General features: G+C 67.3%; 11 protein-coding genes and 2 riboswitches. Of the genes, 6 read left to right on the top strand and 5 right to left on the bottom strand.

What is annotated here, in order from left to right; translation table 11 throughout:
* Nucleotides 1-20 precede the first annotated feature (20 nt).
* The 3 genes from ACYVN4_RS13805 to ACYVN4_RS13795 all read right to left on the bottom strand — a co-directional run bounded on the left by ACYVN4_RS13805 (nt 21) and on the right by ACYVN4_RS13795 (nt 3,223).
* Nucleotides 21-1,691, bottom strand: a complete 1,671-nt coding sequence (locus ACYVN4_RS13805; protein WP_460722639.1) for an NRAMP family divalent metal transporter — start codon at nt 1,689-1,691, stop codon at nt 21-23.
* Nucleotides 1,692-1,766: 75 nt separating this feature from the next.
* Nucleotides 1,767-1,949 carry a hypothetical protein gene (locus ACYVN4_RS13800; protein ID WP_460720993.1) on the bottom strand — a complete coding sequence of 61 codons (183 nt, stop codon included), beginning with the start codon at nt 1,947-1,949 and terminating at the stop codon, nt 1,767-1,769.
* A gap of 281 nt (nt 1,950-2,230) precedes the next feature.
* Nucleotides 2,231-2,402, bottom strand: a riboswitch (M-box (ykoK) riboswitch).
* 110 nt (nt 2,403-2,512) lie between these two features.
* Nucleotides 2,513-3,223: a hypothetical protein gene (locus ACYVN4_RS13795; protein ID WP_460720991.1), complete on the bottom strand. Its 711-nt coding sequence runs from the start codon at nt 3,221-3,223 to the stop codon at nt 2,513-2,515.
* A gap of 295 nt (nt 3,224-3,518) precedes the next feature.
* Nucleotides 3,519-3,690, bottom strand: a riboswitch (M-box (ykoK) riboswitch).
* A gap of 182 nt (nt 3,691-3,872) precedes the next feature.
* Between ACYVN4_RS13795 and ACYVN4_RS13790 the strand changes: the two genes are divergently transcribed.
* The 3 genes from ACYVN4_RS13790 (at nt 3,873) to ACYVN4_RS13780 (ending at nt 8,023) form a co-directional block, all read left to right on the top strand.
* Nucleotides 3,873-5,207 carry a magnesium transporter MgtE N-terminal domain-containing protein gene (locus tag ACYVN4_RS13790; RefSeq protein ID WP_460720989.1) on the top strand — a complete coding sequence of 445 codons (1,335 nt, stop codon included), beginning with the start codon at nt 3,873-3,875 and terminating at the stop codon, nt 5,205-5,207.
* Nucleotides 5,208-5,308: 101 nt separating this feature from the next.
* Complete coding sequence (locus ACYVN4_RS13785) at nt 5,309-6,904, top strand: Nramp family divalent metal transporter (RefSeq protein ID WP_460722637.1); 1,596 nt, start codon at nt 5,309-5,311, stop codon at nt 6,902-6,904.
* A gap of 171 nt (nt 6,905-7,075) precedes the next feature.
* Complete coding sequence (locus ACYVN4_RS13780; protein WP_460720987.1) at nt 7,076-8,023, top strand: serine hydrolase; 948 nt, start codon at nt 7,076-7,078, stop codon at nt 8,021-8,023.
* A 7-nt stretch (nt 8,024-8,030) separates the two neighbouring features.
* Here the strand turns inward: ACYVN4_RS13780 and ACYVN4_RS13775 are convergent, their stop codons facing one another.
* Complete coding sequence (locus tag ACYVN4_RS13775) at nt 8,031-8,912, bottom strand: NmrA/HSCARG family protein (RefSeq protein ID WP_460720985.1); 882 nt, start codon at nt 8,910-8,912, stop codon at nt 8,031-8,033.
* A gap of 103 nt (nt 8,913-9,015) precedes the next feature.
* Here ACYVN4_RS13775 and ACYVN4_RS13770 point away from each other — a divergent pair, with 103 nt between their 5' ends.
* Nucleotides 9,016-9,483, top strand: a complete 468-nt coding sequence (locus ACYVN4_RS13770) for a MarR family winged helix-turn-helix transcriptional regulator (protein ID WP_460720983.1) — start codon at nt 9,016-9,018, stop codon at nt 9,481-9,483.
* Here the strand turns inward: ACYVN4_RS13770 and ACYVN4_RS13765 are convergent.
* A complete protein-coding gene (locus tag ACYVN4_RS13765) occupies nt 9,470-10,756 on the bottom strand; it encodes a family 1 glycosylhydrolase (RefSeq protein ID WP_460720981.1) in 1,287 nt (428 codons plus the stop codon). The genes ACYVN4_RS13770 and ACYVN4_RS13765 overlap by 14 nt on opposite strands.
* Nucleotides 10,757-10,953: 197 nt before the next feature.
* Here ACYVN4_RS13765 and ACYVN4_RS13760 point away from each other — a divergent pair, with 197 nt between their 5' ends.
* Both ACYVN4_RS13760 and macS read left to right on the top strand, forming a co-directional pair.
* The gene (locus ACYVN4_RS13760) at nt 10,954-12,207 is read left to right on the top strand and encodes an AI-2E family transporter (protein ID WP_460722635.1); all 1,254 of its coding nucleotides are present in this window, start codon (nt 10,954-10,956) and stop codon (nt 12,205-12,207) included.
* Nucleotides 12,191-13,384 carry a MacS family sensor histidine kinase gene (gene macS / locus ACYVN4_RS13755; RefSeq protein ID WP_460720979.1) on the top strand — a complete coding sequence of 398 codons (1,194 nt, stop codon included), beginning with the start codon at nt 12,191-12,193 and terminating at the stop codon, nt 13,382-13,384. The genes ACYVN4_RS13760 and macS overlap by 17 nt, the downstream gene beginning before the upstream one ends.

Below are 13,384 nucleotides of genomic sequence, written 5' to 3'. Positions count from 1 at the left end.
CGCGACCGGGGCGAGGGCTGCTAGGCGGTGATCTGCTGGAAGATCTTCACGCCGACCAGGGCTACCGCGATGAGCAGATAACCGCGCAGTGCGATCATGCCCGCCATGCGTCCGGTGGAGAGTGCGGGGCGTTCGAGGGTGTCCAGCGCCGGGGTGCGGAAGCTTTCCCGGTCGGCCTCGAGGATGGCCTTGCGCTCGGCCTTGGTGAGCGGGGTCGAGTCGAGTTCCTCGACCTGGTCGGGGTCGAGTCCGCCCAGCTCGGCCGCGGTGATCTCGGCCTTCCTGCGACCGGACCTGTTGTGGGCGAACGCGATTGCCACGCCGCCGAGGATGCCCACCAGGGCGCCCACGCCGAACCCGATTTCGAGGGTCATGGTGCTCAGGTCGTGGAAGAAGGTCGCTGCCGTCAGGGCCAGCGACAGCAGCACCAGCGACCACACGATGATGCCCGCGATGATGTTCTGGCGCACCGTGTTCACCCACGGCCCCAGCACGGCCTTGTCGTTGCAGAGCAGTACCAGGAACACCGTGGCCGAGGGCAGCAGGACACCGGCCAGCGCCTGCACGCCCTGGGTCAGCAGGCCCAGCACGTGGTCGGGGCTGAACGACACCGCCGCGGCCACGGCCAGCAGGGCCGCGTAACCGGCGTAGAACACCGGCGCCTCAGTGATCTTCCAATGCAGTGAGTGCCGCTTACCCAGGGTGTCGCCGAGGGCGTACGTGGTGGCCAGGCCGACGGCATTGGCGCCGATCAGCGAGGCGTCCAGCAGCAGGATCGCGAACAGTGCACCCACCGTTTTGCCCATGTTGTCGTGCAGGGACTGCGCGACCGCGCCCGCGTCGGTGAAGTTGCCGACCGCGTCGGTGCCCGCCAGACCGAAGGCCGCGGCGGCCATGATGGCCACGGCACCGGCCATGACGACCGCGATGCCGATCCACAGATCGACGCGCTCGAACTTGATCCAGCGCGGGGTGATCCGCTTGTCGACGATGTTGGACTGCTGGAAGAACAGCTGCCAGGGCGCGACGGTGGTGCCGACGATCGACACGATGAGCAGCAGCAGCGTCGAGTCCAGCCCGCCCGGGAACGATGGAATCAGCCCGTGTGCGGTGTCTTTCACGCTCGGGTGCACCATGAACGCCAGCGGGAACAGCACGATGTTCACCGCGATGAGCGCGAAAAGGAAACGCTCCCAACGGCGGAACGAGCCGCCCGCGACCACGCCGAACAGCAATACCGCGGCCAACGGCACCGAGATCCCCTTGGGCAGCCCGAAGTAGTTGAGCGCCAAGGACACACCGATGAACTCGGTGACGATGGTCAGGGCATTGACGATGAACAGGTCACCGACGCTGAACGCGCCCCAGAACTTCCCGAACCGGGCGAAGATCAGGCGGGCGTGGCCGACCCCGGCGACCGCGCCGAGCCGGACGACCATTTCCTGGTTGACGTAGAGCACCGGGATCAGCAGCACCAGCGTCCAGACCAGGGCCATGCCGTAGTTCTGCCCGGCCTGCGCATAGGTCGCGACGCCACCTGCGTCATTGTCGCCGACCATGACGATGAGACCCGGGCCCATGATGGCCAGCAACATGCGGAAACGCTGCCAGCGGGTGCGGCCTTCGGTGGTGTCGTGTTGCCCGACGCGGCCCAGCGCGCCGACGATGTCGCCGACGTGCGCGCTGTCCATGACGGCACCCGGATTCGGGTTGTCCGCGACGGTGGAATGACGGCTGTCGCCGTTGGAGAAGAAAGTCATGACCTGTCACCAGTGGTAGGGGTGGCCGCCCAGCGAGGCGGTGTAGAGGGCGGCTCGGGGGCGAGCCGCCGCCATGTAGTGGCGCTCCTGATCGGTCAGCCGGGCCTTCATACGGATCCGGCGGATGAGTTTGATCAGGGACACCGGCATCGAGATGGTGTCGCGGTGAGGGAATGCGATGACGGCCATGACTGGCTCCTGGGGGTGAAGCCAACTGCCACAAGCGTTTCCGGGCATGACAAGGACACGCCGAAGTCACCCCGATGGGGTGGAAACTTCGAGCTCGGTCTGTCAGGAGTTCGGAAGGCCGCAGCGAGCTGGGAACGAAATGATTGCTCGAACCGGACTCGGATAAGGATCGTCGTCGTTCATGTTTTCGTCCCTCACCTCCCTGCTGCCGAGGCGCACGCGGGCGCCGATACGGTTGGGCCAGTACGCAAGGGGTGAATGCCGCACCGGAAAACGGTGGGCGAGCACCCCTCTCGTCAGAGCTTCGGCACTGCACGACGTATCCCGCTGTGCGGGAAGCCACCTGGGGTGACCCCTTAATCCGGGGAAACCTGTCCTGATCCTGGGCGTCTCTCGACGTCGTCGGATCAGTGGCCTGTGTTCGTACAGGAGCCTCGCCTAGCGAGGTGCTGACTCCAGAAGTGTGAACCTCTCGGAAGCCGCAAGTCAAGAGCCGTCGATCGCATCTTTACGGAATCCGATTGCGCCGGTGCGGCTTTCACGCCGGCGCAATCGGCCCACCACTACGCGGTCGCGGCGGCGGGGGCAGCCGGGGCCGGGGTGGAGTCCGGTGCGGTCAGGCGCTGGGCCAGGCCGATGCCGACCGCGATGGCGGCGGGCACGCCGGTGAACACCAATCCGGCCGCGGCGCCGAGTGGGATGCCGATGGCGGCACCGGCGACGCAGCCCGCGATGCCGGTCGGCACCGACATGATCACGACACCGGCGATGGCACCGCCGGCGGCGCCGATGGCACAGCCCGCGACGCCACCGACGAGGGTGCCGACCATGGTGCCCATGGAGGTGATGATGCCGAACTGGTTGACCGCGGCGGAGAAGGCGGCGTCCTGATCGGCCTGGCTGGCAATGTCTTTGGCCACCGGGGCCGGGAGGGCCGGGGCCGGGGTGACGGCGGCCGGATCCAGGTTCGGGGTGAGGGTGGCGGTGTTGCCGTCGATCCGGGCGGTGATCGGGTGCGCGCCCGCGTTGTCGAGCCAGCTCAGCGGGAACTGGGTGACCAGCCCGCCGGTGGTGTCACGGACCTGGAACTGGCCGTCCTGGGTGGTCAGCGAGCCCAGGTCGGTGGTCAGCACGACGGACTTGTCGACCACCCGGGTGGTCCAGTGGATGCCGGGATTCGCCGGTGCCGGATCGGCTTTGGCGTCCTGTGCGTTGCAGGCCACGACGCCGAGAGCGGTAGCGGCGGCCAGGGTGTAAGCGGTGAGCTTCCTCATCGGGATAAAAACCTTCGAAATTCAGGGGGACGATGAATTCGAATGGGGGTGAAATGGCCAGCACGAATTACACGGCCGCGCAGCGGACAGCATGCGGTCGCGTAAAAAGGGTTCGTGAATTTGTCAGGCTCGTGTGGCGTGTTTCCACCCGCAAACGAGTGCGGGGAACGAGGGACTGGGATGCGGACTATCGCCGGATGGCACTGTCGTTCCTCACCTCCTTGCGGCCGGGGCGCACGGGGGCGCCAGCACGTGTGCACACGAGGAGTCCACCCAGGTAGAAGACCGAATCGGGTGGGCACCTCTCTCGTCAGAGCTTCGGCACTGTGCGACGTATCCCATTGCCTGGGAAGCCACTTGGGGTGACCCCTTAATCCGGGGAAACCTGTCCTGATCCTGGGCGTCTCTCGACGTCGTCGGATCAGTGGCCTGTGTTCGCGCAGGAGCCTCGCCTAGCGAGGTGCTTATTACGGGGCACAGCTTGACACCAACGAGTTTGTTAAGTCAATTCGGACAATTGTCGATTGAGGTGTTTCGTTGTCCTGTTCGATACCGTCCGTTGAGCCAGAATTCGAGTGTTGGCACCGGCCACGGTGCAGGGTGAGGCTGTAGTCCCCGGTTCGCCGGAGACGCCGAGACAGGAGTGCATATGACCGACGCCACACCGCGGCCGATACCGGAACCCGCCGCGACCCTCCATCTGTCGCAGCTGCTGAAGTCTCCCGTGATCGCCGGATCCGGCGAATCCATCGGCCGCGTAGACGATTTGATCGTGCGATTGACCGGCGGCGACGCCTATCCGCCGATCAGCGGTGTGGTGGTCGGCGTCGGCGGGCGGCAGGTGTTCGTCTCGGCCGAGCGCATCCGCGAGTTCGGCGCCGATCGAATCGTGTTGGCGGTCAACAAGGTCGACCTGCGCTCCTTCGAGCGCCGTGACGGCGAGGTGCTGCTGAACGCGGACATCCTCGGGCACCGCCTGATCGACGTCGCCGCCGCGGAGTTGGTGCGCGCCTACGATGTCGAACTCGACGAGACCGCCGAGGGCTGGGTGCTGGCCCGGCTCGACACCCGCCGTCCGGCCCGGTTCTTCGGACTGATCAAATCCTCCGGCGGCCACGCCTCGCGGGATTGGAAGGCGTTCGAACCGCTCATCGGGCACAGCGGGTCGCAGACCGCGCGCGGCATCAGCGTTCGGCTGCGCGGGCTCAAGCCCGCCGAGCTCGCCGACCTGCTCGAGGATGCCGACAAGCACGAGCGCGGCGAGATCCTCGACCAGGTGCACGGCGATCCGGAACTCGAGGCCGACGTGTTCGAGGAGCTGGATTCCGATCAGTCCAGCCGGATCCTGAACTCCATGTCCGACGGCGAGGTCGCGGCCCTGCTCGGCCGCATGCGCGCCGACGACGCGGCGGACTCCATCCTCGAACTGCGCCAGTCGCGTCGCCGCCGGGTACTGGATCTGATGCCTGCCGGTCAGCGCGTCAAGGTCATCACGCTGATGGGGTTCAATCCCGACAGCGCGGGCGGGCTCATGAATGTGGATTTCGTTTCCTGCGCACCGAATTCCACCGTGTCGCAAGCGTTGTCGATCGTGGCGGCGGCGTCCGCACTGCAGCCCGAGGCGCTGCTGAAGATGCACGTGGTCGAGGGCGGGCAGCTGGTCGGCGTGGTGTCGGTGATCGCGCTGTTGCAGGCGGAACCGGGGCGGGCGATCGCCGAGATCATGGACGCCGACCCGGTGCGCATCGGGCCCGAGGCCGACCTCACCGATATCGCGCTGCTGATGGCGGATTACAACCTCTACCTGCTGCCGGTCGTCGACGACGAGGATCGCGTGCTCGGTGTGGTCACCGTCGACGACGTGCTCGAGGACATCATTCCCGAGGACTGGCGTCGCCGCGAGCCCGCACCGCGGCCGGTGCGCGAGCCCGCCTCGACCGGTAAGACCCCGAACCAGAACTCGAACGGCGCGGCACAGCTATGACGAACACTCACGAAAACCCCCCGGTGCCACCGGGTTCGGAACTCCCGCAGCCCGCGGCCGCCGCACCGACCCGGTCCCCCGCCGCGAATCGGCAGTCCGCCGTGCTGGATTCGGCGCACGTCGGTGATATCGAAGGCGCGTTCGGCAAGATCAAGCTCGGCGATACCGAGCATTCGCGCAGCTTCAAGACCCGGATGGCGACGCTGTTGGCGATCGTCGGGCCGGGCCTGATCGTCATGGTCGGCGACAATGACGCCGGTGGCGTGGCCACCTACGCCCAGGCCGGGCAGAACTACGGTTACAGCCTGCTGTGGGTGCTGCTGTTGCTGATTCCGGTGCTGATCGTGAACCAGGAGATGGTGGTTCGGCTCGGCGCGGTCACCGGTGTCGGGCATGCCCGGCTCATCAACGAGCGGTTCGGCCGCGGTTGGGGCTGGTTCTCGGTCGGTGACCTGTTCATCCTGAACTTCCTCACCATCGTCACCGAGTTCATCGGTGTCAGCCTGGCCGCGGAGTACTTCGGCATCTCCAAGTACATCGTGGTCCCGACCGCCGCGGTGGCGCTGGTCGTCATCATGGCCTCGGGCAGCTTCCGGCGCTGGGAGCGCGCGATGTTCGTGTTCATCGCCATCACCCTGCTGCAGATTCCACTGCTGCTGCTGTCGCATCCCGATTGGGGCCGGGCGGCAAAGGCTTTCGTGGTGCCCAGCATCTCCGGCGGGATCAGTTCCGATGCCGTGCTGCTGATCATCGCGATCGTCGGCACCACGGTCGCGCCCTGGCAGCTGTTCTTCCAGCAGTCCAATATCGTCGACAAGCGCATCACGCCGCGCTTCATCGGGTACGAGCGCGTCGACACCACCCTCGGTGCGTTCGTCGTGGTGCTCGGCGCGACCGCGCTGGTGATGACCGCCGATTACGCGGCGCGCGCCAACGACGCGGTCGGGAAGTTCGACGACGCGGGCGGCATCGCGCACCTGCTGGGCAACCTCGGCCACGGGCTCGGGTCGATCTTCGCGATCGTGCTGCTGGACGCCTCGATCATCGGCGCGGCGGCGGTCACGCTGGCCACCAGCTACGCCTTCGGTGACGTCTTCGGCATCAAGCACTCGCTGCATCGCGGTTTCAAGGACGCCAAGCAGTTCTACCTGTCCTACATCGCCATGGTGGCCGTGGCCGCCGCCATCGTGCTGATTCCCGGTGCGCCCCTGGGTCTTATCACCACGGCCGTGCAGGCGCTGGCCGGACTGCTGCTGCCGAGTGCGAGCGTGTTCCTGCTGCTGCTGTGCAACGACCCGCAGGTGCTGGGGCCGTGGGTGAACAAGACCTGGCTCAATATCGTGGCCGGTGTCATCGTCGCGGTTCTGCTGTTGCTGTCGGGGATCCTGATGGCCACCACCCTGTTCCCGGATCTGGACGTGGTCAGGACCTCCGAATACCTGGTTGTCGCGCTGGTCGTGCTCGCGGTGGTGACGGTAGGGGTGCTGCGCTTCCTGCAACGACGTTCCCCCGCGCCCGCACCGGCCCCCACCTTCGACCGGTCCGAGAAGGAACATTGGCGGATGCCGCCCCTGGCCCTGCTCGAACCGGTGACCTGGTCCGCGGGCACCAAACTCGGCATGCTGGCACTGCGCGGCTACCTGGTGATCGGCGCGATTCTGTTGGTGGTCAAGGCGGTACAACTCGGCCGCGGCTGACCGGGCGTAATCGCGGTCACACCGATTGACTTCCCATTCGGGTGGTGTAAAGCTACTGCCTCAATCAGTCAGGTGACTTCCCGGGTAACGGGAGATGTCGTGCAGTGCCGCAGCCCTGAACAGAGGGCACGAACGGTGGCCTCGCGACCCCGTAGCCCGAAAGCACTACTCATGCAGACGAATACCGCCGGCGCGGTCGCGCGCCCCAGGCCCGCGTCCCGGCCGTGGCAGCTGGGTGTCCTGGCAGGCCTGCTCACCTTCGCCGCGGTTCAGGCGATACCCGTCGACGCATCGGCCGCACCCGTGAACCCCGTGTGGTCCACGGTGCCGCCCGCGGAACTGGCCCGGCAGATGCAAGCCGCGATCCAGGACGCGTCCCCCGGCACCGAGGTCGGTATCGACGTCATCGATACCGGCACGGGCGCCGTGGTCGCGGCCCTCGCCGCCGATCGGCAGTTCTACACCGCGTCGGTGGTCAAGATTCTGATCGCGCTCGATGCCCTGCACGGGCAAGGGCGGCAAGCGGACTCGGCCGACCCGGCCCGGCTGGAGCAGATGCTCGCGACCAGTGACGACGATATCGCCGACGAGCTGTGGAGCGCGGGCGGCGGCACCGCGATCGTGAGCCGGATGATCGACCTGATCGGCCTCACCGGCACCCAGCCCCCGGACGACTCCGCCGAATGGGGTGAAACCCGCACCACCCCGGCGGATGTCGTCGCGGTCTACCGCTACCTCACCACCGTGGTCCCGGAACCGGACCGACAGGTCATCCTGAACGGCCTACGTCACACCACCCGCATCGCCGCCGACGGCACCGACCAGTCCTTCGGTATCCCCAGCGCTTTCCCCGGCGTCCCCACCGCGGTCAAACAGGGCTGGATGATGATGAACGCCTCCACGACCATGAACACCACCGGACTTGTGGCCGCCGCTGCTGACCAGCCATTGCGCTACCTGGTGGTCGTCCTGACCACCCAGCCCGCCGGAATCAGCTGGACCACAGCCGGTTCCGCCCTCACCGCCGGACTGACCGTCCTGAATTCCGCCCAATCCACCACCGTGGCCGCGGCCCACGTGCGCCTACCCGCGAGCGCCCCAACCGGATTGCCGTCGTAGTCGGCGGTCAGTGGGCGGCGGGGGTGGCGGCCAGCAGGGTGGGCCAGTCCTGGCGGGCGGCCCAGTCGGCGAAGGTGGTCCAGGCGATGGTGGGGTAGTCGCGGCGTAGGCCGGGGACGTCGACGTCGAGGCCCACCGTGGTGAAGTAGTCGAACATCGCGGCCAGGTCCTCCGAGCGGCTGCGGACGTATTCGAGTGGAACCCTCTGGTGCGCAATCGGAATGGCGAGGGCTCCGGTGAGGGCGGCGGCGATCTGTGCGGGGGTGAGTTCGTCGGCGGCGATGTCGATGCGGCGGCCGAAGAATTCGTCGCGGCGGTCGAGGGTGTGGGCGGCGAAGGCGCCGATGTCCTCGGGGCAGATGAGGGTGAAGGACCGGTCGGACGGCATGGGCCAGGAGAAGGTGCCGGTGCGCAGGCCGTCGAGGGTCCAGCCGGTGGTGTAGTTGTTCATGAAGGCGGCGGGGCCGATGACCGTCCACGGCACGCCCGAGGCCAGCAGGTACTGCTCGATGGCGAACTTGCTGTCGTAGTGCGGGACACCCGTCTCGCGGTCGGCGTGCGCGACCGAGCTGAAGACGATGTGGCCGATACCGGTGGCGACCGCGGCGTCGATGAGGGTCCTGCCGTGGCGGGTCTCGACGGAGGTGTCGGTGTCGAACGGAGTGGTGACCGCGAAGAGGGAATCGGCTTCTGCGAGTGCGGCATCGAGAGATTCGCGATCTTCGAAGTCGGCGTAGCGGACCTGAGCGCCGAGCTCGCGCAGGGCGACGGCGGACGGGGAGTCGGGGAAGCGGGTGAGGGCGCGGACCTGGTGGCCCTGGGTGAGCAGGGCGCGGGCGGTAGCGCCGCCCTGGGCGCCGGTGGCACCGGTAACCGCGATGGTGAGCACGAGGGTTCTCCTAGTAAGATCTGCTGTGTGGCGCATTAACTGCGTCACGCAGCAATCTAATCGGAATCGCTGCGCCGCGCAGCTGATTGGGAGTGTGATCTGGATGACATCCGAGCGTCGGCGCGCGCTGTACGAGGAAGTCTCGAACGAATCCCGCCGCTACATGGCGGCCTACACGCTGTTCAACCAGGCCCTCGCCGACCGGCTCGGCCTGCACCCCACCGACGTGCAGGCGCTGAGCCTGCTGACCGCCGAGCCCGAAGCGCTCACGGTGAAACAGATCGCCGATATGACCGGGCTGACCACCGGCTCGGCCACCCGCCTGGTCGACCGGCTCGAGCGCGGCGGCTACGTCGCCCGCGTCCCCGACACGCACGACCGCCGCCGGGTACTGGTCACCCCGGTGCCCGAGCGACTCGCCCACATCGCCGCGGTCTGGGGTGAACTCGGTGTGGGCTGGCAAGCGATGCTCGGCGAACACACCGACGACGAACTCGAGGTGATCGTGCGGCACCTGCGAAAAGCCCAGCAGCTCAGTCGAACTCAGATCGAACAGCTCAGGGGGCGGTGACCGGGGCGACGCAACTGGCCGGAGGATCGACCAGCTCGCACGCGGCGGGCGGACGCACCGGCAGGTAGTCGGTCGCCACGCCGTCCTGCGCGATGATGTCCCGGTAGGTGTCGACCGCGTCGGTGGGGATGCGAGTCAGGGCCGGATCGGTACGGACATTCACCGTGTACAGACCGAATCGCGGTGTGTAGGAAGCCCACTCGTAGTTGTCGGTCAGGCTCCAGTAGTTGTAGCCGATGACGTCCATGCCGTCGGTCTTTGCGCGCTGCAACCAGTAGACGGTGTCGCGCAGATGCTGTGAGCGGGTATAGCCGTCCGCCCGGGGCTGCCCGTTCTCGGTCGGCATGCCGTTCTCCACGATCCACAGCGGCTTTCCGGGGAACATCTGCGAATAGTGTTGCAGCGCAAAATAGATCCCCTCGGGATGGACCGGCAGATCCCACATGCCGCCCGAACCGCCGGGCGGTCCGTCACCGAAGTAGTAGTCGATGCCGACGAAATCCAGCCGGGCCCCGATCAGCGCCATCAGCGGCCCGTTGACCTGTGACTCCGCCCCCGCGACGTACCCGACATTGCTGGTCACCAACGCGTTCGGCTGCACCCGATGGATGTAGTCGTAGATGTCGTTGTGCGCCTGCGCCACCCGGCTCAGCATCTGATCGGCGTCGGTCCCGTTCAACTGCACCTCGTGCACGATGTAGGCGACCGGCTCGTTGATCGTCACCCAGATCGGGTCGCGTCCCGCGAAGTGGTCGACCACCTTGCGCATGTTGGTGAGCCAGTCCGTCACCATGCCGGGATTGCCCCAACCACCCCGATCGGCCTCCCAGCCCGGATACACCCAGTGATCCAGGGTCAGCATGGGCCGCATACCGGCCGCCACAATGGCCCCGACCACCTCGTCGTAGTAGGCGAAGGCGGCCGGATCCCACACCCCCGGTTGCGGTTCCAGCCGCGCCCATTCCACCCCGATCCGAAAAACCGTGACGCCGAGGTTCTTCGCCAGGGCGATATCGGATCGGAACCGGTCCCGGAAATCGACGGAATCCCCGAGCCGATCCCACCCGGGATTGGCTTCGATGTAACGGCTCCAATTGCTGTCCGGTGACTGACCTTCGGATTGAAACCCGGATTCCGCCACACCCCAGAGAAAGTCGTCACCGAGTACACCCGTGTGCGCTTCCGGCGCGGTGCGCCCCGCACCCGGGACCAGCAGCAGGGTGGCGGCCATAACGAGCCCGGCCGCGACGAGACAGCGAAATCGAGTGCGCATCAGCACTTCCCCAGGACCAGTACTCGAAATGAGTGAACGCGGTTACTTACTCCTGGATAGCTGCGATTGGTCTCGGAAATGTGCCAGGCCGATAGTGGTTTGGCACAACCCGTCGATGAGGCGCTTCACACTCGATTCCGGGAACTGGTTCCGGCGGATTGTCGAGCTCACCCAGTAGGCTCGCCCCTGTGAGTGAGGTGCGGGCGACGTCCAGCAGATCCGGCGAGTCCGGTGGTTCGCGCCGCCGTGACGGGGAGGCCGTGCACCCGATCGTGCGGCAGACCGCGGAGTGGTGCTGGCGGCTGCTGATCATCTTCGCGGCGGTGCTGGCCTTCGCCTACCTGGCGCGCAAGCTGTCCACGGTGACCATTCCGATGTCCATCGCGCTGCTCGGTGCGGCACTGATGGCGCCGCTGGTCAATTGGATGCAGCGGTTCGGGGTGCCCCGCGCGCTCGGCGTGTTCGTGGCGCTGGTCGGGTCGCTCGGCCTGCTCGCCGGGATCATGACCTTCGTCATCGAACAGTTCGTCACCGGTGTGCCGCAGCTGTCCGGCGAGTTCACCACCTCCGTGCACCAGGTGCAGGACTGGCTGATCAACGGGCCGCTGCACCTGAGCAACGATCAGATCCGCAATGCGGGCGACACCATCGTCAAGACCATCGAGTCCAACAAGGACGCGCTCACCAACGGCGCGCTCACCACCGCGACCGTGATCGGCGAATTCTTCACCGGCGCCTTCCTGACCCTGTTCATCCTCATCTTCTTCCTCTACGGCGGGGATCAGATCTGGACGTTCGTCACCCGCATCATCCCCACCGCGCACCGCGATCGGGTGCGGGTGGCCGGGAAGCTGGGCTTCGGCACCCTGACCGGATTCGTCCGCGCCACCGTCCTGGTGGCGCTGGTCGACGCCATCGGCATCGGCTCGGGCCTGGCGATCCTCAGTGTGCCGCTGGCGCTTCCGCTGGCCTCGCTGGTGTTCATCGGCGCGTTCATCCCGATCATCGGCTCCTTCATCGCCGGATCGGTGGCGGTGTTCATCGCGCTCATGACCAAGGGCCTCGTCACCGCGCTCATCGTGCTGGGCATCACCATCGCGGTCATGCAGCTGGAAGGCCATGTGCTGCAGCCGCTGTTGATGGGCCGCGCGGTGCGCATCCATCCGCTGGCCGTGGTGCTGGCCATCGCGGCGGGCATCGTGCTGGCCGGTCTGGCCGGTGGTCTGCTCGCGGTGCCGCTGGTGGCGGTGCTCAATACCGCCATCCGCTCGCTGCTGGCCGGTTCGCCCGAGGAGGCGTACCAGGAGTTGCACACCGGCGACCCGCACGACGGCATATTCCACGCCGAGCCGGACGATCCCGACGCGATTCTGCCCGTCTCCGCGATCACCGGCGAGGACGATCATCGGCCGACCAAGTCACCCGGCGGCACCGGTGACGCGGGCGACTGATCCGGATCCGGACTGGGCCGCATCCGCGCCGCTGTGGCGCGCGGTCCAGGCCTTCCGGCTGGTCACCCTGCTGTACGCGGTGGGCCAGCAGATCGCGTCGGTGTCGTACTACACCAATCAGCGGCTGAGCTGGTTCTACATCGCGATCATGGTGGTGTGGTCGGGGATCTCGGCGGTGCTGTTGTCGCAGTGGCGGATTCGCCACCACCCGCGGGTCCGGACCGCGGTGGTGATCGGCGACCACCTGGTGGTCATCGCCCTGATCTTCGCCACCCGGACCATCGCCTCCTACGACTGGTACCACCATCATCAGACCCTGCCCACCACCTTGTGGGCGGCGAACGCCGTGGTCTCCGCCGCGATCCTGTGGGGTCCGCTGGGCGGCGTCTGCTCGGGCCTGCTCGTCTCCGGCGCCGTCATCACCGCCCGCGCCCAATGGGATTTCGACGTCTGGCGCGACGCCACCCTGCCCGTGCTGATCTCGGTGGGCCTGGCCCTGGGCCTGGCCTCCAACACCGCCCGCCGCGCGCACGCGCAGCTGCAGCGCGCGGTCCGGCTCACCGCCGCCGCCCAGGAACGGGAACGCCTGGCCCGTGAGGTGCACGACGGCGTCCTGCAGGTGCTCAGCTACATCAAGCGTCGCGGCAACGAGATCGGCGGTCCGACAGCCGAATTAGCGCAGCGGGCCGGGGAGCAGGAGGTGGCGCTGCGGGTGCTCATCTCCGAGCAGGGCGTCCCCGCCGCCGACGGCGGCACCGAGGAGGACCTGCGCCCGCTGCTGACCGCCCAGGCCACCCCGTCGGTCTTCGTCTCCACCCCGGGTGATCCGGTGCCGCTGGGTCATTGGGCGGCCCGCGAGCTGGCCGCCGCCGTGGCCGCCGCCCTCGCCAATGTGGTGCAGCACGCCGGTCCTGGTGCGAAAGCCTATGTGCTGCTGGAAGATACCGGCGCCGAACTGATCGTGAGCGTGCGCGACGACGGCCCCGGGATTCCACCCGGCCGGCTCGCCGAAGCCGAAGACCAAGGGCGCATGGGCGTTTCGCGTTCGATCGTCGGTCGTGTCGAGGCCCTGGGCGGGACCGCGCAACTGTTGTTCGAGGCGGCGAGCTGGGACGACGACGAGGAAGGCGCGGGCGCGGAATGGGAGTTCCGCGTCCCCGTGCAACGGCGACAATGA

Source organism: Nocardia heshunensis, from assembly GCF_054782115.1.
Note: the sequence above shows the minus strand (reverse complement) of the source record. Positions and strands in the feature narration are given on the sequence as shown.